Origin of the sequence: Weissella uvarum, from assembly GCF_016908785.1 — a bacterium.
GTDB lineage: Bacteria > Bacillota > Bacilli > Lactobacillales > Lactobacillaceae > Weissella > Weissella uvarum.
In genome coordinates, this window is sequence record NZ_JAFBEO010000003.1 from 198,212 (window position 1) to 221,785 (window position 23,574).

At 40.0% G+C, this 23,574-nt stretch carries 20 protein-coding genes; 2 read left to right on the forward strand and 18 right to left on the reverse strand.

Features of this window, described 5'->3' with window-relative positions:
* Positions 1-36: 36 nt before the first annotated feature.
* The 9 genes from JOC36_RS05365 to JOC36_RS05405 form a co-directional block, all read right to left on the reverse strand.
* Positions 37-750, reverse strand: a complete 714-nt coding sequence (locus JOC36_RS05365) for a B3/B4 domain-containing protein (protein ID WP_205145484.1) — start codon at positions 748-750, stop codon at positions 37-39.
* A gap of 16 nt (positions 751-766) precedes the next feature.
* Positions 767-1,222 (reverse strand): MarR family winged helix-turn-helix transcriptional regulator, encoded by a 456-nt coding sequence (locus JOC36_RS05370; RefSeq protein WP_205145485.1) that lies wholly within the window; start codon positions 1,220-1,222, stop codon positions 767-769.
* A gap of 285 nt (positions 1,223-1,507) precedes the next feature.
* On the reverse strand, positions 1,508-2,164 hold the full coding sequence (locus tag JOC36_RS05375) for an ABC transporter ATP-binding protein (protein WP_205145486.1): 657 nt from the start codon (positions 2,162-2,164) through the stop codon (positions 1,508-1,510).
* A gap of 3 nt (positions 2,165-2,167) precedes the next feature.
* Positions 2,168-4,327: a hypothetical protein gene (locus JOC36_RS05380; protein WP_205145487.1), complete on the reverse strand. Its 2,160-nt coding sequence runs from the start codon at positions 4,325-4,327 to the stop codon at positions 2,168-2,170.
* Positions 4,328-4,338: 11 nt separating this feature from the next.
* Positions 4,339-4,659 (reverse strand): hypothetical protein, encoded by a 321-nt coding sequence (locus JOC36_RS05385; RefSeq protein WP_205145488.1) that lies wholly within the window; start codon positions 4,657-4,659, stop codon positions 4,339-4,341.
* 465 nt (positions 4,660-5,124) lie between these two features.
* The gene (msrA, locus tag JOC36_RS05390; protein WP_420825622.1) at positions 5,125-5,652 is read right to left on the reverse strand and encodes a peptide-methionine (S)-S-oxide reductase MsrA; all 528 of its coding nucleotides are present in this window, start codon (positions 5,650-5,652) and stop codon (positions 5,125-5,127) included.
* 24 nt (positions 5,653-5,676) lie between these two features.
* Positions 5,677-6,516 carry a MetQ/NlpA family ABC transporter substrate-binding protein gene (locus JOC36_RS05395; RefSeq protein WP_205145490.1) on the reverse strand — a complete coding sequence of 280 codons (840 nt, stop codon included), beginning with the start codon at positions 6,514-6,516 and terminating at the stop codon, positions 5,677-5,679.
* 410 nt (positions 6,517-6,926) lie between these two features.
* Positions 6,927-8,654: an ABC transporter permease/substrate binding protein gene (locus tag JOC36_RS05400; protein WP_205145491.1), complete on the reverse strand. Its 1,728-nt coding sequence runs from the start codon at positions 8,652-8,654 to the stop codon at positions 6,927-6,929.
* Between the two features lie 2 nt (positions 8,655-8,656).
* Positions 8,657-9,847, reverse strand: coding sequence for a quaternary amine ABC transporter ATP-binding protein (locus tag JOC36_RS05405; RefSeq protein WP_205145492.1), 1,191 nt, complete (start codon positions 9,845-9,847; stop codon positions 8,657-8,659).
* Between the two features lie 162 nt (positions 9,848-10,009).
* Here JOC36_RS05405 and JOC36_RS05410 point away from each other — a divergent pair, with 162 nt between their 5' ends.
* On the forward strand, positions 10,010-10,636 hold the full coding sequence (locus JOC36_RS05410) for a GntR family transcriptional regulator (protein ID WP_205145493.1): 627 nt from the start codon (positions 10,010-10,012) through the stop codon (positions 10,634-10,636).
* A gap of 103 nt (positions 10,637-10,739) precedes the next feature.
* On the opposite strand, the gene JOC36_RS05415 is transcribed toward JOC36_RS05410, so the two are convergent.
* The 4 genes from JOC36_RS05415 to parE form a co-directional block, all read right to left on the reverse strand.
* Positions 10,740-11,660: a manganese-dependent inorganic pyrophosphatase gene (locus JOC36_RS05415; RefSeq protein ID WP_205145494.1), complete on the reverse strand. Its 921-nt coding sequence runs from the start codon at positions 11,658-11,660 to the stop codon at positions 10,740-10,742.
* A gap of 99 nt (positions 11,661-11,759) precedes the next feature.
* Positions 11,760-12,635 carry an ROK family protein gene (locus JOC36_RS05420; protein ID WP_205145495.1) on the reverse strand — a complete coding sequence of 292 codons (876 nt, stop codon included), beginning with the start codon at positions 12,633-12,635 and terminating at the stop codon, positions 11,760-11,762.
* 161 nt (positions 12,636-12,796) lie between these two features.
* Positions 12,797-15,280 carry a DNA topoisomerase IV subunit A gene (gene parC / locus JOC36_RS05425; protein ID WP_205145496.1) on the reverse strand — a complete coding sequence of 828 codons (2,484 nt, stop codon included), beginning with the start codon at positions 15,278-15,280 and terminating at the stop codon, positions 12,797-12,799.
* Between the two features lie 5 nt (positions 15,281-15,285).
* Complete coding sequence (gene parE, locus JOC36_RS05430) at positions 15,286-17,322, reverse strand: DNA topoisomerase IV subunit B (protein ID WP_205145497.1); 2,037 nt, start codon at positions 17,320-17,322, stop codon at positions 15,286-15,288.
* A gap of 211 nt (positions 17,323-17,533) precedes the next feature.
* On the opposite strand from parE, the gene plsY reads away from it, so the two are divergent.
* Complete coding sequence (gene plsY, locus JOC36_RS05435; protein WP_205145538.1) at positions 17,534-18,157, forward strand: glycerol-3-phosphate 1-O-acyltransferase PlsY; 624 nt, start codon at positions 17,534-17,536, stop codon at positions 18,155-18,157.
* Positions 18,158-18,227: 70 nt separating this feature from the next.
* Here the strand turns inward: plsY and JOC36_RS05440 are convergent, their stop codons facing one another.
* The 5 genes from JOC36_RS05440 to JOC36_RS05460 form a co-directional block, all read right to left on the reverse strand.
* On the reverse strand, positions 18,228-19,100 hold the full coding sequence (locus tag JOC36_RS05440) for an aldose 1-epimerase family protein (protein WP_205145498.1): 873 nt from the start codon (positions 19,098-19,100) through the stop codon (positions 18,228-18,230).
* A gap of 86 nt (positions 19,101-19,186) precedes the next feature.
* Complete coding sequence (gene xerC / locus JOC36_RS05445; protein WP_205145499.1) at positions 19,187-20,098, reverse strand: tyrosine recombinase XerC; 912 nt, start codon at positions 20,096-20,098, stop codon at positions 19,187-19,189.
* Between the two features lie 2 nt (positions 20,099-20,100).
* Entirely contained in the window at positions 20,101-22,251 is a 2,151-nt protein-coding gene (topA, locus tag JOC36_RS05450; protein WP_205145500.1) for a type I DNA topoisomerase, read from the reverse strand.
* A 383-nt stretch (positions 22,252-22,634) separates the two neighbouring features.
* Complete coding sequence (locus JOC36_RS05455; protein ID WP_205145501.1) at positions 22,635-23,012, reverse strand: nuclear transport factor 2 family protein; 378 nt, start codon at positions 23,010-23,012, stop codon at positions 22,635-22,637.
* Positions 23,013-23,025: 13 nt separating this feature from the next.
* Positions 23,026-23,547, reverse strand: a complete 522-nt coding sequence (locus tag JOC36_RS05460; RefSeq protein WP_205145502.1) for an SA1002 family membrane protein — start codon at positions 23,545-23,547, stop codon at positions 23,026-23,028.
* Positions 23,548-23,574: the final 27 nt, after the last annotated feature.

Genomic DNA, 23,574 nt, shown 5'->3' on the forward strand with positions numbered 1-23,574 from the left:
TTCGATTTTTCTCAAAAAAAAAGCAGCCTCATTCGGCTACTTTTCATCAAATGTGATTATTGGCGCATTTTGTACCACTTGGTACATTGTCCCTTCAACTCCCATTTCTGTGTTAATTAATGTCTTTAACGCTTGCGTTGCATCATCTAAACGCTCTTTTTGAATATCATTCGTTGCTTCCATAAACATAATGACATCTGAACTATCTTCAGTTAACATCGTTCGCTTACCATCACGCCAATTAAGACAACGACAAATGGCTCCTTCATCATCATAATAAATAATTTCTTCAGGAAGAGCTGGCTCATTTTCATCATCCCCCAAAGGATAGAACGCTTCGCCACCTTTAGCCTTACCTAAATGAATATCACCTTTAATCGTTGATAAATCTTCAGCGCCAACGGGCACGCCATATTGGAGTGAAATACTATTATATAAATCGACAAGTGGGTTAATAGCACCAACGCCCTTGCCCTGATCAACCCGCTTTAGCAATGCTTCAATCGAAGCACGTGCTCCCTTTTTCTTTTTAAATTGTTGATAGGTTTGGCGCCAACTTTGAACTATAGGATTGTCACTAAAATTATCTTCAGTTAAAAACTGCGCTGCTTTAGTCTCAGCTTGCTTCAATACTGCTTCGGAATGTTGCGTATTCTTAATATGGTTATCCACGTCATGTAAAACTAAAACATTTACTTGCGCTTCAGGGAATAGCTCCCAAAAGCTTTGATCAATTTGAAATTTTTTCATTTTCAAAGTCCTCCTACTATCGATACGGTCTAATGTAGCCTTGCTTTACTTTTTTCCATTCTTCGTCACTATTTTTATCAACAACCGCCAATAATTTTTTCAAAGTCCCAATTTCCTCTTCAGATAATCCTGCTAATAATTGACGCTCGGAATAGATATGTTCAGCATTAACCACTCGGTAACTTGCTTGCCCCTGCTCAGTGACATATAAGTGCTTTCGTTTTTTGTCATTTTCTTCATAAACGGTATAAACCAGGCCCCGTTCAACCAACTTTTTAATACCACGTGAAACCGTTGTTTTATCTGTCCGTAACTCTCTTGCTAAATCATCGGCAATAATCCCAGGATTTTCATCAATTCTAACTAAGTATGCGTACAAATTATTCGCAAGCCCCATTGTTTTAAATTCTTGGTTACTAATAGACTCCAAACTTCGATAGATATGCCCAATCGCTTTCGTTATTTCTTCCATGAACATATCTTACTTCATAATAGTTGCAAATGCAACAATTATGAAGCAACAAAATTGCTTGCCCATGTTATAGCTTTGCTTCAATCTATTTAAAATTAGGCCATAACACTCTGGATATTCACGATTCGCTATGCGTAACGCTTGATTATCCTTAACCCACCTCATAAATTCACAATTTTATGAACTTCGTCGACTATAATCGAAATAAAAAACCTTATGTGTCATTTTTAACGACAAATAAGGTTTTTATTCATACATAATTAAATGTCTATTCTTTTAATAAATCTACCGAATAACTGATAAATCAAGCATTTTCAATACTCGGTCTGTCCTACGGGCTTGTTCCATATTATGTGTCACCATTACCACTGTTTTATGATGTCTTTTTTGAATCAACTTTAACAATTCAAACGATTGTTCAGCTAAGACTGGATCTAAGGCACCGGTTGGTTCGTCAGCTAAAATAATATCGCCTGGTTTTAATAGTGTCCGCGCCAAGGCAATGCGCTGTTGCTCACCCCCTGATAAGTTTCCAACCACATCATTTAACTTGTCTTGCAGCTCTAATAGGTTTAGTACCTGCTTAATTTGCTTGACTTTATTAGAGCTAGCCATGAAATGCATCGCCAAAAGCAAATTATCTTTGACCGTTCGATCTTCTATTAGTGCAAACGATTGAAATAAGTAATTAATATGCTTACGCCGCATCCTTGTCGCGTGGCTACTATTAATAGCTGGCGCTAACCGACCATTCAACCAGACTTTACCGCAATTATATTGTTCCAGTAAGCCCATGATATTCAAGATAGTTGACTTCCCAGTCCCTGAGGCCCCAACAATCGACACGAACTCTCCTTCAAAGATGGACAAATTAATATCATTCAACACGATTTGGTTTTCATAACTTTTGCCAACATGTTCGAATCTGATAACCTCTCGCATCACTCACTTTCCTTTCAACTTTTCGATACCTTTTACCTTAATAAAACCAACCATCAATAGCATTTGCAGCACAAAACTGACTAAACACAGTTTAAGCCCAATGTCTAAATGTAAATACAACACACTAATAACTTGCAATCCGGTTACACCACAAACGAGGCTTACGAGCCAGGCATATATTTTTAAATTCGAATAACCCATCAAGCGTTTCACGAAAATTATTTTCTCATTTGCAACTGAATAAATTAGCATCAGCGCAATTAAAGTTAATGCCAAGATCAGTAGAACAAAACCAATGACTCCCATAAATAAGTAAATTGTAAATCGCAGGTCATTTCGAAGACCATTAATATATTGTTGAACTGGCACAAACTTCATCTTATTGTCAGCAAGCTGATATTGTTTGAGCACCTTCCCCCGCGTGTACATCTTTAAGATACGTTCATTTTTAAATTTCAAAGGCCCTTCCAATGTGTTTACATGTAAATTGACATAATCATTCACGCTCATATTTTGACTTGTTTCAATTAACATGATAGGGCTTTTCGTTAATACCGATTGATCCGCATGATTTGTCCACGTAAAAATTGGCTGCCGCTCGGGATATTTAATGAATTCAAATTGGCGCTGTCGCGCGAAGGTGTTCTTAACCTGTTCGAGGTCCGCTGTATCATTTTCAATTAACCAATTTTTGATGGCTTTCAATTGTTTATTAGAAATACTTTCTGGGATTAAGTAAATGCGCTTGCCCGCTTTGGCACGGTTGATAACTGCTTGGTTATTATAAATGCCATGATCTTTCAAATAATTTGGTGAGAAGCTTGCTAAAGTAAATGGCTCTGCTGGTACCGTGGTTTCATAGGCATCCATCCTTTTTAACTCTTGTAATTGCTTTTTTGAGTAGTATTCACCGGTCGCTAAATATACACCGGTTGCTCCTTCCATTGCCTGATACCACTTATAGATTTCCTCCGAAAAAGCATGTGTCGTACCTGCCAATGTTCCGGGATTTTGGCCTTCCTCAAATTTCTTCAGAGTTTGATAATCTAAGACCGGTTGCCATGCCGTTAATAAACGGGTATTTTCTTTAATTTGGCGCACTGGTCCTTCGAGTCCAGTAGATGTAATTACTAAGCCAACTGCTAACAATCCATACACACTAAATCCCAATCCATAAAGCATTTTTTTAGGTAAGAAACCCTTGATTAACTTTAAATCACTGACAAAACAAAGCATGGTACTGACCAATAATATGGCTAGCAAGACTAAGATAACGCTCATAATACCAGAAATTAGATAGGTCCATATGCCATTAAATTGCAGACCCGAAATGAAAATTCCCAGAAGTATGTTGATTGGAACTATAACGACACCAAATTCAATATATCCGCCAAAGGTTACTTTTAAAATATCGTATTTAGCCCAACCATTTAAGGTAAGAATGCCAATTTCCTTAAATCGACTAATCAAATAGATCGTCAATAAAATAACTAGCACGATAAATGTTACTCCTAGGCCGATACTTAATGTTAAGCCGATTGACGAGCTATCGATATGTGCACCTGAACGCTGTTGCCTTAATCGTGCTTCGCTTTGCCCTGTTATCTTTGCAATCTGTTTAATAAAATATGCCTGCTGCTTACCATTTAATCCTACAACCGTATAGTTTCCTAAAATGGCTTTAGCATCATCAACTGGAATTTGCGATACAAAAATATTACTTGCAAACAGCGGCCGTGGAATTGATTTTAATGAACTTAATGTTCCCTGTCCTCGTCCAATAATCTTATCAGTTGGTTGATTAGCCAATTGTTGTAAATCTGTTTTTTCAAAAAGATTCAAATGACCGAATGACAGGCCAATAGCCTGATTAAAATTACCACCAACCGAAATTTTTATATTTGTGACCTGATGTTTTTGTTGAATTTCTTTCTTAATCAAAAAGGCTTTACTAGATAATAGAAAGTCTGATAGCGGCTCTAACTTATCATCCGCCACTTGATCGATGTAGAGATTGAATGCACCTGCCTCTTCTTTGCCGTAGTCTTTAACAGTATTTTCATAATGCTGCGATAAAAGAAACAAAGCGAGCAATAAACACAGCCCTGATTGCATCGCAATGATTCCTTGAATGAGATATGTTAATAGTTTTCTTCTAGTCATCGTTCCTTACATTACTGACAGTGCCAATAAGCAGTTGCACGCCCCCATCCGACATATTGTTGTGCAACTGCCCGAACCCCTTTCCTTTTTAGGCCCGAATATGTTTGATTTGCTGTTGCTGAGTGTTTAAATCGACCAGTCTGGACCGCTGAATAGCTATAAAGAGCTGGCTTTCTTCCATATGCCCATGAAATCCGATACCCTTTAAACTTTGGTGAGGCTTGCCTTAGACGCGCTTCAATCTTTACTGGTACAATCGCTTCAGCCCCCAGGCTTAGTCCCGTCATCATTGCCGTAAGTAGCATCGCTTTTTTTATCATTTGACTGCTCATTCATGCCTCCTTATGGTTCGCATTCAACAGCACATCCATCGATTCATTCATAAAGTGCTTTTACCATGAATTACCTGCCATCAACAAACGCACCTCCTTTCCTTAACTTATATCGCTAGCGACTTTGTTAGCATACCGATATCCAAATCGATTTTGAAGCGCATCATGGTCCAGCTGAATGACTTACTTTCAATCACTCTATACATTTCCTCAAATTTCTTACCGCTCAACAACCTTTTTGATGCATTTCAGCGTCATCTTTATATAGATAATTCATCAAAAAATTTCCCGAAAACTTTTTTGTCGCGTTAATTTTATTGAAATAAAGTCAAACTTTTTTAGCAATCATTCTTTCATGGGTTTTTGCTTTTTCCGTCCACAAGATTTTCCAACTTCCAGTTACTCTACCTCATAAAAAACACAAAAAAAGAGCTTCCAACGAGTGGAAGCTCTAGCACAATCTTTCTAATCTTTATCAGACCAGTGTTCTTTAATGAATTGCTTACGGGGTGCCTCTTGAATGGCATCCCGAAGTGGATTCTTCTTGTAAAAATCTTGATGATAATCTTCAGCAGGCCAGAATGGCTTAGCATCTTCAATCTGTGTCACAATCTTCTTACCATTGAAACGATCTGATGCTTGAAGCTTAGCCTTTGAATCTTCAGCAACTTCACGTTGTTCAGGCGAATTAACAAAAATTACTGGACGATATGAATCACCACGATCTTGGAATTGACCACCCGCGTCGGTTGGATCGGTCACTTGCCAATAAATATCAACCAAGTCCCGATAACTAATTACTTCAGGGTCAAAGGTAATTTCGACTGCTTCAGTATGCCCAGTTGTGTGTGAGCAAACTTCTTCATAGGTTGGGTTTTCGGTATGTCCACCAGTATAACCAGATACGACCTTCTTAATACCTGGAAGAGTATCAAATGGTTGTACCATACACCAAAAACATCCACCTGCGAAAATTGCTGTATCTTCTGCCATAATCTGCATTACCTCCATGTAAGCTTACTTCACATAATTACCCCAGGCTGGCTGTTCAGCCGAAACATAGAGTTTATGCATGTTTTTGACTGTTTTTTCGCTCTGATAAGCTTTCACAACATCCCGGTAAACTTTTCGATTTTCCGTTCCCTTGCGCGCCGCAATCAAATTGAAATACCCCTCATGTGCTTGATCAACAGGTTCAACATATAATGCTTTATTTACGTCGAGCTTAGCATCCAAAGCATAGTTAGTATTAATCACTGCCGCGTCAGCACTTTTCAAAGTTCCAATTGATTGATCAGAACTAACCTCTTTAATTTTGAGGTGCTTAGGATTACTTGTGACATCCTTTGCACTAGGTAGCTTAGCACTATGATTGTACTTTAACAAGCCCGCCTTTTCTAGTAAGTCCATCGCACGTTGCCCATTTGAAGCATCATTAGGAATTGTAATGACACCATTCTTAGGGATTTGGCTCAGCTTTTGATGCTTTTCTGAATATAAACGAATTGGCGTAACATAAGTTTTTCCAATATCCACCATTTGATGATTTAAGTCATCTTGCTGTTGATTAAAATAATTCACCGTTTGAAAAGCATTCAAATCAATATTTCCAGTTACCAAAGCACGGTTAGGTTGCACATAATCCGTAAAAGTTTTAATTTTCACGTTAACGTCATAATCTTTTTTGGCATCTTGCTTAACTTTCTCCCACAACTGCCGGTCTGAATCACCCACAACACCAACTGTAACCGTTCTAGAATTCGTTGGGTTATTCATATAACGTAAGCCAGCAATTCCGGCCGCAAATACTGCGACAACACTCCCAATGCCTAAGGTCCATCGTAATCCTTTTCTCATGCACACATCTCCTTATTTTTTTAATTAAAAAAACCGCTCCCATAGTCTAATCAACTATAGAAGCGGCGTTTATTTACCGTGTTACCATTCTAGCTTTGCCTAATTAATCACTTAACTGGGCCTTTACCTGTCCGAGCCTAAGCGAAATGATGCCGTACTCTTACAACTTGTCAGATAACGTTGACGACTCCGTCACTAACTCATAGTCTTGCTACTCATTAATGCCAATCACGAACCATCTTCAATCTAAATCAATGGATGCTTCACACCAAACAGCACCTCTCTAAACATGTCATTAAATTTACTCTTTCGATCATATTGTTTAATTATTATAGTACATTCTATGTGAGGTACTGAAAAAAGTCAATAAAAAAGGACAGAAACACATTTCTGTCCTTTCATTAAGCTAATTACTTAAACCAAGCATCTACCTTCTTTGGATTATCCTTAATCCACTTATCAGCAGCTTGTTGTGGTGAATCACCACTTTGGATATAAAGCATAACTTGTTCCATATCATCCTTAGTCCAGTGGAAGTTCTTTAAGACCTTATAAACCTTTGGCTTATCTTGCTTAAGTCCCTTACGAGCCATCGTGGTGATATTTTCTGAACTACCCATGGTTCCCTTAGGATCCTTTAGGTACTTCAAATCATACTTTTGGAACATCCAGTGTGGAGACCAACCGGTAATGATAATTGGCTTCTTAGCATTGTAAGCCTTTTGCAAAGCTGAAGTCATCGCACCAGTTGATGATGTTTGGACCTTCCAGCCATTCAAATTGCTATAACCCTTAACCGTCTTTTCAGCCGCTGCCGTAACACCAGCACCTGGTTCAATACCAGTGATAGTCTTATTAGCTTGGCTATTTAGATCACTAATGCTATTCACATTCTTCATGTACTTTGGTACAACCAAACCAAGCTTAGCACCCTTCAAGTTAGGACCTAAGAAATCAATGTCCTTATGATACTTATCATATTGAGCCTTGTGAGTATTTGGTAACCAAGCAGAGATAGAAGCATCTGCTTGACCTTGGGCAATTGATTGCCACATCACCGCATTATCCAAAGGCGTAATCTTAACATTGTAACCGTGGTCACGCATTGCTTCAGCCAATACGTTAGTTGAGGCAACTTCTGAGTCCCATTCAACATAAACAATGTTTACGCTAGCTTTAGCCTTCTCTTGCGCTTGATAAGCAGCAAATCCAGTTCCACCTAGCAAAACCAAAGTTGTCAACCAACCAACCCACTTCTTCCAGTTCTTGAACTTTCCAGTTGGCTTGTTAGCCTTCTTTTGAATTGGGTCGACATTGAGGTATTCAGTGAAGCGATCAATGATGATGGCCAAAATAACCAAACCAAGACCGTTAACGAATCCATTACCAACGTCAGCGTGTTGCAAAGCAGATAGCACACCTTGTCCAAGACCAGGTGCCCCAACCATGGAAGCAATCACAACCATTGACAAAGCCAACATAATGGTCTGGTTAACACCAGCTAAAATACTTGGCGTTGCCACTGGCAATTCAACCTTGTACAACTTTTGCCATGCCGTTGATCCATATGAATCAGCAGCTTCTTCAAGCTCTGTTGGCACTTGGCGAATTCCTAAGTTAGTAAAACGTACTGTTGGTGGCAATGAGAAAATCAATGATGCAAATACACCAGGGACAACTCCGATACCAAAGAACGCAACCGCTGGAATCAAGTAAACGAAACCAGGCATTGTTTGCATGAAGTCCAAAACTGGTTGAATGACTTTCGCCACTCGATCAGACTTTGACATCCAAATACCAAGTGGAACCCCAATCACGATTGAGATGACACTTGAAACAATCACCAATGACGTCGTTTGCATTAAGTCATTCCACAATCCTTGATTCCACAATAACATCAAGCCAAGGAAGGTAATGACTGGGAAGCCCCACTTCTTACCGCTGACCAAAATCGCATAAATAGTCAACGCAATAATAAGGAGCAAAGGTGGTACAGCTGTGAAGATACCAGTTAAAGCATCCATAAAGTGTTGACCACCAGTTTGGATGGCTGTAAAGAAGGCCGCCCAATTTTTAGTCATCCAATCAACAATATCTTGTACCCATTGAGCTAGGGGCATTTTCGCGAATAATAACATGCTTACTCCACCTCCATGTCTGTTGTATCAGCTAATGCTTCCAATACACGACCACGGATGATGACACCAACTAGCTTGTTATCATCGTCAACCACTGCCAATGGCGCTGGTGAATCGTAAATAACCGAAACAATATCATTCAACATGGTATCTTTGTGAACGGTTACCATTTCAACCAAAACATCTTCAAGTGGCTTGCCTGATTCACGCGCCTTAAGTGCATTTTCACCAGTCAAGAAACCTTTAAGATGACGTTCACGGTCAACGGCAACCAAACCACCAACTTCTTCAGAACGCATCTTCTTCAAAGCTACATTCGGACCATCATTTTCAATGTTTGTGGTAATTGGTGGTACCATGATATTTTCAGCCGTCAAAACCTTTGAACGGTCGATATCCTCAGTGAAGGCCCGAACATAATCATTTGCTGGGTGCGTCAAGATTTCTTCACCCGTACCGATTTGTACGATTTCCCCATCCTTCATAATGGCAATGCGATCACCAATTCGAAGCGCTTCATTCAAATCGTGGGAAATAAAGATAATTGTTTGACCTTGCTTTGCTTGCAATTCAATCAATTCATCTTGCATATCACGACGAATCAAGGGATCCAAAGCTGAGAAAGCTTCGTCCATCAACAAAATCTCAGGGTTATTCGCAAGCGCACGTGCTAAACCAACACGTTGTTGCATACCACCTGATAGTTGACTAGGATATTGATCCTTAAAGGCCCAAAGGTTAGCGTTTTTCAAAGCCTTTTCAGCTTTTTCACGCCGTTCTTCCTTTGGCATCCCTTGTACTTCCAAACCATACTCTGTGTTTTCAAGCACTGTGCATTGTGGGAAGAGTCCAAAACTTTGGAACACCATGCTCATCTTCTTACGACGAACATCCCGCAACTCCTTCTTGTCCATCTTTGAAATATCTTCTCCATCGAGAAAGATTGAACCAGACGTTGGCTCAATCAAGCGATTTAGAAGACGAATCAATGTTGACTTACCAGAACCTGAAAGTCCCATGATAACGAAGATTTCTCCTTCGTTAACTTCTAAGTTGGCATCATAAACACCAACTGTCGCACCTGTCTTATCCAAGATTTCAGTCTTTGATGCATGCTCATCCATCATGTCTAATGCCTGTTTAACATGCTTACCGAAAATCTTGGTCAAGTGCTCTAGCTTAACCTTAGCCATACGTTCCTCCTACCTTCTACTTTTGACACACGTATAGTGACAACCTACATTAAAACATAAAGTTGGCAGTAAGTCAAATGCTGGTATAACAGGCTTTCTGAGTTTACTTTTAGAAAAATTAACTCTATAATTTAATCTAAATGACATGACGGGAGAAAAAGAATGGCGAGTACCAAACAACCACGCTATCGGCAAATTGCTTTAGATATTGCAGAAAAAATTACAGCCAATCAAATTAAAATTGGAGACAAAATTCATGCTCGCTCTAAGATTGCAACGACCTACGGCGTCTCATCAGAAACAGCACGTCGAGCCATTAATGTCCTAGCCGATATGGATATTGTTCAAGCCCAGCATGGAACTGGTGCTATCGTTACATCACGTGACAAAGCCGTTGAGTTTATCAAAATTGAACAAGCCAGTTCCGACTTAAAAGCAATTAAAACTGATTTAGCAAATAGTATTGCTGAACAACAAACTGAATTAGATCATATGGCTGAGCTATTGAAGACTTTTTTACAAGAATCACAAAGCTTTCAGCAGTTAAGTCCGATGCATCCCTTTGAACTAAAACTTGAAGCCCCCTCAGATAAGTATGGTATGAACTTGACTGAGTTAAACTTTTGGCACCAAACTGGCGCAACTTTAGTTGGCATTGAACAAGATGGTAAGTTAACCGTTTCGCCAGGCCCTTATGTCACATTTGAACAAGGTGATACGATTTATTTTGTCGGTAATGAAGACTCTGTTGCTAAAGTTAACTACTTTTTATTCAACACTGATAACTAATCCCACTCCATTCCGAAGTTTGTTCACACCAACCCGTTCCCTCAATTTACAATCAAGACACTAAAAAAGACCAGATGTTAACATCCGGTCTTTTTTATTATTATTAGAATGCTTCTGTCAAAGGAGGCACAACTTGCTTCTTACGAGAAACAACGCCTGGTAATGAGCCACGTCCATCTTTCAACTCAATGTTGAAAGCTTTAGCAACAGTATCTTGGTTCTTACCCAATACAAGAATGTCTGAGTCTGAATCCAAAATGTTTGTGACAACTAAGATGAATGTATCATAACCTTCGTTAGCAATTTCATCATTAATTGCCTTTTCAATTTCATCACGACGAGCAAATACATCGTCAACATCAACTGTGTTAACTTGGCCAATGCGAATCGTGTTACCACCCATTTCAAATGACTTAGCATCACCATCAATTAGGTCTTGTGCTGAACGTGATGACAAATCAGTTCCAGCTTTCAAAAGTTCCATTCCATAAGCATTGATATCATCAATACCAGCAATTTTAGCTAAAGCTTCCAAAGCTGGTTGATCTTGCTTAGTTGTGGTTGGGCTCTTCAAAAGCAATGTGTCAGAAATAATAGCTGAAGCCATCATTCCAGCTAAAGCGCTTGGAATTTCAACATTAGCTTGTTGGAATTCATAATACAAAATAGTTGAAACTGAGCCAAGTGGCTTATTGATAAACCACAAAGGTGCATTTGACTTAAAGTCAATCTTGTGATGATCGTAAACCCCAGCAACAGTAACATCAGCCAAATTATCAATCGATTGGCCAGCTTCATTGTGGTCAACCAGAACAACTGTATCAGAATCAGCAGCTGTAGCAATTGGCAAAGCATCCAAACCAAAGTGATCTAAAGCATACTTTGTTTCAGCATTAGGCTCTCCTTGAGCCATTGCCTTAGTATCAACCCCGTATGCCTTGTTAAGCAAGTATGCTGCTCCCATTGCAGATGCAACTGTGTCAGTATCTGGATTTTTGTGTCCAAAAACAAGTGTTTGTGCCATGAAATGTATCTCCTATTCAACGAATTCTTTTCAATAACAATAATACCCCATTCCGCTTAAGATTGCACGGTGCAGTCCACGGTTTGAGGTATCAAATGTCTATTTAACTAATGTCTTTGCAAGGTAGAAGCAACCCAAAATTCCGGCATTGTCCCCATTCTGCACAGTTTGGATATATTGATCCATTGGTGGGACTGCCAAGTAGTTGTTCATTTGCTCTTCAAATGACTTACGAATCATTGGAATCAAGATTTCACGGTGTGGAACACCACCACCAAAAATAATCATGTTGGGACGCAAAGTTGCTGTATAAGTCATAGCAGCTTGCGCAAGATAAAAGGCTTCCATCTCCCACGCTGGATGATCGTCAGGCAAATCCTTAGCTGATTGTCCCCAACGTGCTTCCATAGCTGGTCCGGCTGTCAATCCTTCCAAGCAACGATCACCATGGAAAGGACATAAGCCTTCGTATTGATCATCTGGGTGCTTTTGCATCATAATATGTCCTGCTTCAGGATGTGAATACCCTGTCAACAATTCACCATTCACAATAATTCCGGCACCAACACCAGTACCAACAGTTAAGTAAACAACATTTTCAACGTCCTTAGCCGCTCCTGAAACATATTCAGCCCAACCAGCTCCGTTAACATCAGTTGTCCAGTAGTATGGAATATCACGCCAAGCTTTCATTGTACCTAGGAAATCAAATCCAGACCAACCGCGCTTTGGTGTATCTAAGACATAACCATAAGTAGCACTCTCTGGCTTTACATCAATTGGTCCGAATGAAGCAATCCCAATCGCATCAATATCTTCATATTGATCAAAGAAGGCAATGACCTTCTTTAAAGTCTGTTCACCATCTTCAGTTGGAAAACTTTCACGTGCGACAATCTTTTCAGGATTATCCGTTTCTGAAACAGCAACAACAAATTTTGTTCCACCAGCTTCAATTGCACCTAATAATGACATAATTTTCTTCCTCTAACTTTCTAATTCAACAATTACTTTTAGAAAACGCTTTCTTTATATTTCTATTGTAGATGAAACCGATTTCATAATCAAGAAAAATCATAAAAAAAAGAGCATGAATTTTATTCATGCCCTCTTTGGGTCTATTGAATTTTAACTAACTATACCCCAGTTGGCACAGTTTCGCTTTCCGTTTCAGCAGGTTTAGCCTGCATATCAAGGGGAACACCATCTGTTTGAGCATCTAAGACAAAGCTACCATTACTATAACGCTGTCCCATTGGATGGTCAGCTGGGTTAATTTCAATCGTTTGATCGGTACTTGTTAAGATTGTTAGCAAATCAGGGTTTTCTTGATTAAGCCCCACACTTTTAACAATCCGATGTGGTTCTTTCTTAAGCTCACGCATGATTGCTACACCTTTCCGGGCCCGACTGGTCACTGGAATTTCATCGATATCCATCCACTTAAAGGCGCCCCGATTAGAAATAATCGCAAGTGCTTGTTTAGCATCCTGATGGTGAATCATCATCCCGGTAATCCAATCATCTTCATCAGCCAACGCCATCGCCTTAACGCCTGCTGTGCGAGCTCCTGAAGTTGGTACTTCATCCAAACTATACCGTAACCCATTAGCTTGATGTGAAGTTAAGATAACTTCATCGTTTGCTTGCTTAACATCATCAACCCACACTGTGTTAACCACAAATGCCGCCTCATTTTTCAACTTGATATAAGGGGTTGGCTTTTTACGATAGGTCGACTTAGGCGCTAGGTCACTAAACTTGGTTCTTTTAATTAGCCCATCCGAAGTTACCGTTACCCAGTCGCCTGATAGTTTATTAACATCATCCACAATCTTGGCTGCAATCACATACTCTTCAGGCGCTAGCCCCGTGATCGTTTGTGATAGGTGTTCGCCAGCTTCCTTCCAACGGACATCCACAATTTCATGTACTGGTCGATAAACAACATTTCCACGATCTGTCAGCATGAACAAATGCTGCAATGTATTTACACGGTCCATGTAGACAATTTCATCATCATCACGCAGACCATTATCATCCCCAGAAGCATTGAATGAACGGATTGATGAACGCTTAACGTAACCACTCTTAGAAACCAATAGCATCACATCTTCATCAACCACCGTTACAGTTTGATCAATCTTCAATTCTTGGACTTGATCTTCGATTGATGTCAAACGGTCCGTAGCATATTCCTTACGCATCGCTTTCAATTCGTTGCGTAGAACCTTACGTAATTCCTTAGGTTCAGACAAAATCAAATTGTATTCAGCGATTTTAGCATTAAGTTCATCGAATTCAGCCTTAAGTTGTGTCACGTCAGTGTTGGTCAAGCGATACAATTGCATGGTCACAATCGCTTCAGCTTGTGGTTCTGAAAAATCATATTGCGCCATTAAATTAGCCTTGGCATCTTTACGATTTTCAGAGGCCCGGATTGTGGCAATAACTTCATCCAAAATAGACATGGCCTTGATTAAACCAGAAACAATATGCTGACGATCTTGGGCCTTCTTCAAATCAAACTCAGTCCGCTTGGTAATGACTTCAACTTGATGATCCAAGAAAGCTTGTAGCGCTTGTTTAAGGCCTACTCGCTCTGGACGTTGGTTGTGAATCGCCACCATATTAAAGTTGTACGTAATTTGTAAATCCGTTTTCTTAAACAAGTAATCCAAAATACCTTGAGCATTGGCGTCCTTGCCTAACTCAATCACAATTGACAAACCATCTCGATCAGATTCATCACGCACTTCAGTAATACCAGCGACATCCTTATTCAAACGGATTTCATCAATCTTCTTAACTAAGGCTGCTTTGTTGACTTCATATGGAATCTCTGAAATTTCAATTTGTGCTTTATTCGCTTTCAGTGGCTTAATTTCAGTTCGAGCACGCACAATAATGCGACCTCGACCTGTTTCATAAGCAGAACGAATCCCATCAATCCCCTGCACAATGCCGCCAGTAGGAAAATCTGGTCCTTGAACAAATTGCATTAACTCATCTAATTTAGCATTTGGATGTGCTAATAAGTAGACTAATGCATCAATCACTTCACCTAAATTATGTGGTGGAATTTCCGTTGCATATCCAGCTGAAATTCCAGTTGCCCCATTCACCAACAAGTTTGGAAAATGCGCCGGCAAAACCGTGGGCTCATATTCAGTATCATCGAAATTTAAGACCATTTCCACAGTGTCTTTGTCCAAATCGCGTAGTAGTTCTCCCGCTAATTTAGATAGACGTGCTTCGGTATAACGCATTGCTGCAGGTGGATCATTATCAATTGACCCATTGTTTCCATGCATTTCCACCAATGGAGCGCGCAATTTCCAGTCCTGCGACATCCGCACTAATGCCTCATAAATTGATGAATCACCATGCGGGTGAAAATTACCCATGACATTTCCAACTGACTTGGCCGACTTACGGAAAGCCTTGTCATACGTATTACCATCTTTATACATTGAAAAAAGAATGCGTCGTTGCACTGGCTTCAAACCATCTCGGATGTCAGGCAAGGCACGTTCTTGAATAATTGATTTTGAATAACGACCAAATCGATCGCCCATGACCGTTTCAAGACTTAGTTCTTGAATATGTCCTTCAGTCATCTATGCTACCCCTCTCCATCTTGCCAGGTTTCAATTACCGGTGGTACAAAATCTAATTCTGTTTGCTCGCTAGCAGCCTCATTTTCGTCATTGGCTTCATCAAGCAATGTATCATTTTCGTCACTTAGGTTAAAGGCAACGTTGGCTTCAATCCACTTACGACGTGGCTCAACCTTATCCCCCATCAACGTTGTGACACGCTTTTCTGCCGTCATGGCATCATCGATTTTTACTCGAACAAGCGTCCGTTCACTCGGATTCATTGTGGTTGCCCATAATTGTTCCGCATTCATTTCACCAAGCCCCTTAAAACGCTGTAGTGTATAACCACGGCCAAGAGATTCTTGTAATTCTTCTAATTCCGCATCAGTCCAAGCATAATGTAAATCACCATTTTGCTTACCACCGGCCTTACGCATCATATACAACGGTGGCAAAGCAATGTACACTTTACCGGCCTCAATTAGTGGACGCATGTACTTATAAAAGAATGTTAGGAGCAAAATCTGAATGTGCGCACCATCATCGTCCGCGTCGGTCATGATAATGACTTTATCATAATTGATATCGTCAATATTAAATTCAGGCCCAACCCCGGCACCAATGGTATAAATGATGGTCGAGATTTCTTCATTCTTCATAATGTCAGCAAGCTTAGCTTTTTCAGTATTCAACACCTTACCACGTAAAGGCAAGATTGCCTGAAACTTACGATCACGTCCTTGCTTGGCTGAACCCCCGGCTGAATCACCCTCAACCAAAAAGAGTTCATTCTTTTGGGCATTCTTTGATTGGGCAGGTGTTAGCTTACCTGACAAAAGTTGTTCTTTCTTACCACGCTTTTTACCATTACGTGACTCTTCTCGTGCCTTTCGAGCTGCTTCACGCGCATCACGGGCCCGAATGGCTTTACGAATTAGGTTTTGTGAAAACTCCCCATTTTCCATGAGATAAAAGCCTAATTGTTCTGAAACCACATTATCAACAATTGATCGGGCTTCTGGCGTTCCTAGTTTATCCTTAGTTTGACCTTCAAATTGTAGTAAATCTTCTGGTACACGTAGTGAAATAACTGCTGATAATCCTTCTCGAACATCAGAACCTTCTAGATTCTTATCCTTGTCCTTCAACAGATTAACCTTGCGGGCATAATCGTTGAAAGCCTTCGTCCAAGCTGCGCGAAGTCCGGCTTCGTGGGTTCCACCGCCAGGCGTTCGGACATTGTTAACAAACGACATCATTGATTCTGAATAGCCGTCATTATATTGGGCCGCCACTTCAACTTCAACCCCTTGTTCGGTTCCGTCAAAATACATGACATCCCCAAGAACGTCCTTGTCCTCATTTAAGTAACGCACAAAAGCACGAATACCATCTGGATAATGATAAACTTCTTCGCGCTCCTGACCTTTCCGCTCATCCGTTAGCGTAACTTTAACGTCTGGTAACAAAAAGGCTGATTCGCGTAAACGTTCAGCTAGGGTATCAAAATGATAAACTGTCGTTGAAAAGATTTTAGGATCAGGCTTAAAATAGACCGTTGTTCCATTCCCCGCCTTGGTCTTACCTAAGTCATTTAGCGTGCCTTGTGGATGTCCGCCATCAGTAAAAGTTTCTTGGTATTGCTCACCATCACGATTAATGGTTACCACTAACTTTTCAGACAAAGCATTCACAACTGATGAACCAACCCCGTGCAAACCACCAGATGTCTTATAGCCACCTTGACCAAATTTTCCACCAGCATGTAGCACGGTCAAAATAACTTCTGGAGTTGGCTTACCTGAAGAATGGGTTCCCACAGGCATACCACGACCATGGTCAACCACTGTAATCGCGTTGTCTGCATGAATCGTCACATTAATTTCATCGCCGTAGCCTGCTAGTGCTTCGTCGACCGCATTGTCAAAAATTTCATAGACCAGATGATGTAATCCTTTTGAATCTGTTGATCCGATATACATTCCTGGGCGTTTACGAACTGCCTCAAGTCCCTCAAGGACTGTGATGGAATCATCCGAATAGGTATTCTTATTAGCCATGGATGTTGCCCCTTTATCGTAAAATTAAATATATAAATATTAATGTCTTTAAAAGCATTCGCTATCCATATTAGCCCAACTACTTTAAATTAAGCAAGTAAATTAGTAAATTCTAAAATAAAAATATCACGCTATCTGCTTTTGCGTGCTAAAATATTCCTTACGCGCAATTATTTCCATTTTAATTATTAAGAGGTATCGCATGACAGTAATGCATTTCATTGTTAGTTTTGGCTTAGCCTACTTGATTGGGTCAATCCCTTTTGGCTATGTTATTGGAAAGGTCTTTTATAAGAAAGATCTATTAAAACTTGGTTCTGGTAGTATTGGTACGACTAATACCATTCGTAACTTAGGCCTTCCCACAGGCTTGCTAGTTTTCGCTCTAGACGTTTTGAAAGGTGCCGTGGGAGCCGAAATGGCCAGCATTTGGGGCCCCGTTACAAGTAGTCAAAGTTGGTTGTATTTCACCATTGGTTTAGGTGCCATCCTGGGTCACACATACTCAATCTGGATTGGATTCAAGGGTGGTAAAGCTGTTGCAACATCTTTGGGAGTCTTACTTGTTTACAGTATCCCAATGGTTGTCGTTGGCTTATCTTTCTTTGGTTTAGGAGTCTTACTCACAAGCATGGTTTCAGTTGGTTCAATGGCTGGCTTTATCGCCGTCACAATTGCCGCCTTGCTGACCAAGGATTGGCCGCTCTTCTTCGTTGCCTTTGCCCTAACCATTTTCGTGATTTACCGGCATCGAACAAATATTCAACGAATCAAAAATGGTACCGAAAATACTGTTCATTTTGGATTCCCATATTGGTTTGGCAAAAAAAAATAGAAAATTTTTCAACCAATAAATAAAGCTGACACCTCTTGGTGCCAGCTTTATTTTATTTATACAATTGTATTTAAAAGAATGAAATTGAATACGAACCCGTGAAGGTCTGTGCTGGTGATAATTGATTGATTGCGTATTTGTGTGCAATATCACCATCAGCATTAACAGTATCGGCAATACCCCACCATGGTTCGATACATACAAATGGCGCTTCCTTGGCGTATGGCGTCCAAATACCAACAAATTTAGCATCTTGTACCGTCATCGTGATGCCATGTGATTGCGTTTCTTTAGAAAGCACAAATGATGTCGGATTTCCTTCCGTCCGGATAATAATGGCGTCATCTCGGAAATCTTCCCGATTCAACGGCATCGCTTGAGTCGAATCAAAATAATCTTCTAAGTTATTATCAAGATATGGTCCAACTAGCTTGGCACGAGGGTACTTACGTCGTGGGTCGACGTTAATGTAGTAATCATTGAATGACTCCAATGGCACCTTGAAAGCAGGATGTCCACCAACTGAGAAGAAAATGTCATGTGTATCTGTATTCGTGACCACATACACAATTCCCAATGTATCTTGTGAAGTTAGACGATATACAACATCGAATTGGAAATGGAACGGATAAATCGCAGCTGTTTCAGGTTGATCATTCAGACGTAACCGCGCTACTGTGTCAGAATGCTCAATGACTTCAAATTCACTATCACGTGCAAAGCCATGTTGCGCCATGTAATAAGTCTTATCCCGATATTGATAACGATCGCCCTTAAGGCGACCCACAATGGGAAACAAGTTTGGCGCATGACGACCCCAAATTTCAGGATCACCCTCCCACATGTACTCGTAACCAGTTTCTTTATTTTTTACACTCGTTAATTCAGCGCCATGCTCTGAAATTTCAACGACTAAACTTCCATTATCCAATACCACTGCCATAGTCGTACCCTCCTAAAAGCTTGTTTTAATATCATTCGCTTCAATTTTTATTTTATCAACATTCCACGAATTGTCTAGTCCAATTTTTATTGGTTCGCACGTGGGAAAAACTTTCGATAATTTTCTTGAAGCGCTTGCGTGGTCACATGGGTATAAATTTGAGTCGTACTCAAACTACTGTGCCCCAGTAATTGCTGCACCGTTCTTAAATCAGCCCCATTGTTTAGCATATCCGTCGCAAAGGTATGGCGAAACATGTGCGCCGTAACTTTTTGGGTCAACCCAGCTTTTTTGCCCAATTGCTTTAACAGATACTCAATGCCCCCTGGTGCTAAGGGTTTCCCATGTTGATTAAACAATAAATGGTTCGGCTGACTATCCGGCTTCATGAGTTGCGGCCGTCCATCACTGAGATACTGGTCTAAGGCGCGTTTGGCATAGCGACCATAGGGAACAATTCTTGTTTTATTTCCTTTACCAGTCACCGTAATTACCTGAGCTGCTTGATCAAACATATCTAATTCAAGTGAAGCCAACTCAGATACACGCATTCCCGTGCCATATAACAATTCCAAAACTAATTGATTTCGCTGACCTAAGGGACTATTGTCCTCTTGAGCCGTATCAAATAGTTGTGTCAATTCTTTTTCATAAAAATAGCGCGGCAAATGTTGCCCCGCTTTTTTTAATTGAATCCCAGCAAATGGATTATGGGAAACGGCATCATTTCGTTCCATAAATTCATAAAAAGAACGTAATGAACTTACCTTACGCGCAATCGTCCGTGTGCTATCACCACGCTCATAGAGTTCTGATAAGAACACCCGTACATCTAACGCAGAAACTTGCGTTAAATCGACGGTTTGTGCATTCGGATCCGTCGCAGCTAAAAAGCGTACAAATTCATGAATATCAGAACGATAGGCTTTTTGTGTATCTTCAGAGTATTGACGTTCCACCCTTAAATAATCTAAAAATCGTTCAACATAATCCGTCATGATTAAGCCTCGTCTGTCGTTGACTGGTCCGCTGAATCAGTTTTATCACTTGTTTCAGCTACTTTATCATCATCCTTCTTGGCATCTTCCGTTGCCTTTTTTGGCGTTGTACCATCAGGCAACGTATCCTTAGTTGGCTTGTCCCAGGTTACGAAATCACAATCTGGATAACGTGAACAGCCATAGAACGTCCGTCCACGACGTGTCTTCCGTTCAACAACTTGTCCCGTCTTACACTTAGGACATGGCAAACCAATCTTTTCAACAATCGTTTCTGTATAACGACAATCAGGGAAACGTGAACATGCCTTAAACTTTCCGTAGCGACCGAGTTTAATTAAAATTGGGGCTCCACAGACTGGACAGTTTTCACCAGCTAATTCGTCCTTTAGAACGACTTTATCCATTTCGTTTTCAGCTGTTTCAAGCTCCTTTGAGAATGGTTGATAGAAATCATCTACAACCTTAACCCAATTTTTGTCGCCTTCTTCAACTTCATCCAGTTCATTTTCAACTTGCGCGGTAAACTTCACATTAGTGATGTCTGGGAAATATTCTTCCATCGTCCCTTGGACTAGTTCACCAATTTCTGTTGGCACAAATTTCTTTGCGTCACGTTTGACATAAGCACGCTTTTGAATGGTTTCAATCGTTGCCGCATATGTTGATGGACGTCCAACCCCATTTTCTTCCAAAGCTTTGACTAAGGCCGCTTCAGTATAACGAGCAGGTGGTTGCGTAAAGTGCTGCTCTGGTGAAAGTTGCTCCATCGAAACAACATCGCCCACTGCTAATTCTGGTAACTTATTATCTTTTTCTTTAGCAGCTGGATAAGCTTTCGTGAATCCTTGGAACTTTGTCTTTGAACCATTAGCTCTAAATTGAACCTGATTCTGTTCAATGGTTACTGCCATAGTGTCCAAAACTTCAGGTGTCATTTGTGAGGCCACAAAGCGCGACCAAATTAATTGATACAGCTTAAATTGATCATTCGTTAGCTTATCTTTAATTGAAGCTGGTGTCCGGAACACAGATGTTGGGCGAACTGCTTCGTGGGCATCTTGCGCCCCTTCTTGCGGCTTACCTTGGACCGGCTTACTAGCTGCATATTCTTCACCATATTCAGCATGAATAAAATGAGCAGCATCATTTTTAGCTACACTTGAAATTCGAGTTGAATCAGTACGCATATACGTAATTAACCCAACCGATCCCTCTTTACCACCTAAATTAATACCTTCATACAACTGTTGCGCTGCCATCATTGTCTTTCGGGCACGGAAATTTAATTGATTATTGGCAGCCTGCTGTAGCGTGGAAGTTGTAAATGGTGGTTGTGGATTACGACGACGCTCTTTAGCTTCAACTTTCACAACATCAAAGTCGCCTTTCTGATCAAGGCGTCCAATCACATCCCTCACAGCAGGTTGGTCAGGCAAATTCGTCTTTTTGCCATCAATTCCCCAGAATTCAGCCTTGAATTTAGACCGGTTCTTTTTAAATTGTGTATCCAAAGTCCAATATTCTTCTGGTTGGAATTCTTGGATTTCGCGTTCACGATCAATAACTAAACCAAGCGCAATGGTTTGTACACGACCGGCTGATAGACCAGGTTTAACCTTTTTCCACAAAATTGGTGAAATTGAATAACCCACTAATCGATCTAACACACGGCGAGCTTGTTGAGCATCAACCAAATTCATATCGATTTGACGTGGAGATTTAAAGGCTTCTTTCACAGCATCTTTGGTAATTTCATTAAAGACAACCCGGTTTTCACCTGATTCAACATCTAAATCTAAAATATTAGATAGATGCCAAGCAATTGCCTCTCCTTCACGGTCCGGGTCGGATGCCAGGTAAACATGTTTAGCTGCCTTAGCTTCTTTTTTTAGACCCTTAATAATATCGCCTTTCCCGCGAATATTAATGTACTTGGGGGCATAATTATTTTCAATATCGACTCCCATTTGAGATTTTGGTAAATCACGAATGTGTCCGATACTTGCAACTACCTTATAATTACTTCCTAAATATTTCTCAATCGTCTTGGCCTTTGAAGGTGACTCCACGATGACTAAGTTCTTTTTACGTTTAGTGGTCTTTTTTGTAGTTGCACGCTTGGTTTTGGTCTTTTTTGTAGTTTCAGGCATGTTGAGCGTGCTCACTTTCTTTCTATATTAATAACTTTTTTCTGTCCAGATAAACTATACACTAGTTTTCTGAATAATGAGGCTTAAATTCCATTTTTTAATGAATGGTCAATAATTTATGCAAGCCTCTTATTTCATTTTTCTTTGTATAAAATTGTAAAACCAGCTGGTTTAATGCAGATATGTCGCTTGAATTAACCTAACTACAGCTCATCTTAAAAACAACAGCTGAAAATTTGTATCTTACAGACTTTATATGATTGAATTGTACCACGTAATTGACTGATGTAAATCTTTACGGCAAAAACTCTCAGACTAAAAGGTTAATTTAGGGTATAGAAAAAGGTATTCATTTTACCTGAATACCTTTATTGTATACATTTTTATAAATCTTGATATGGTCGAGTATGCTCATGCTTAGAAGCGTACTCGGCTACGCGTTTGATTTTTCCATCACGAAAGTTAATGGCTGATAACCCATCAAAAGCGATACGATCTTCATTTGTATGCGCTTCAAAATACCAAGTTACCATATATTCATCAGATGATACTTGCTGAATTTTTTCAATCTCCCACAAATCAACGACTTGAACGCTAACCTGATGTGCTACCCAATGTTGTAATTCTTCTAAGCCTTGATACATTGGCCCATACGACTCGATGTAACAGACATTCTCTGTAAAATAAACCGATAAGGGTCCAAAACAACGTGTCCGCCATGCATTGAACCACGCTTTAATTAACTGAATATCGCCTTGCATAAAATGTACCAAATTAATCAATATGATGATCAGCTAAATAAATCTTCATCATCGCGATTGAAATCCAACTCACCAGCAAGATTGGCAAAATCACAATGTTTAAATCTCTGACACTAATCACTTCAGACGAAATTCCAACACTGGTCGCTAAATGCATATTAGACTTTGAACTAATAAAGAATTGATAAATCGTAACAAACAATGTCATCCACTGAATATAATATTCAACTTGTGTGATTGCTGGATCATGTGCACCCTTAAACATCTTTAGTGCACGCACCAAATAAAAATTTAAAATGCCGCCCATTGCCGTCACAATCACACCAAAACTGAAAACAGTCATTGGAGTATGAAAAAGTTTAATCAAAAGCCCATAGCCTAATCCAATCGCAATTGCCAAAGAAATGGTTCCTAGCGTGCATAGAATTAAAAAGTAAAAACTAGCTTTAATAAATAAGAAACGATCATTGTTACGACCACTGACAAACCCAATTAGTAAGTACAATAACATAATCAAAATGATATCAATCAACATGACATATACCTCACACCCTACCTACTC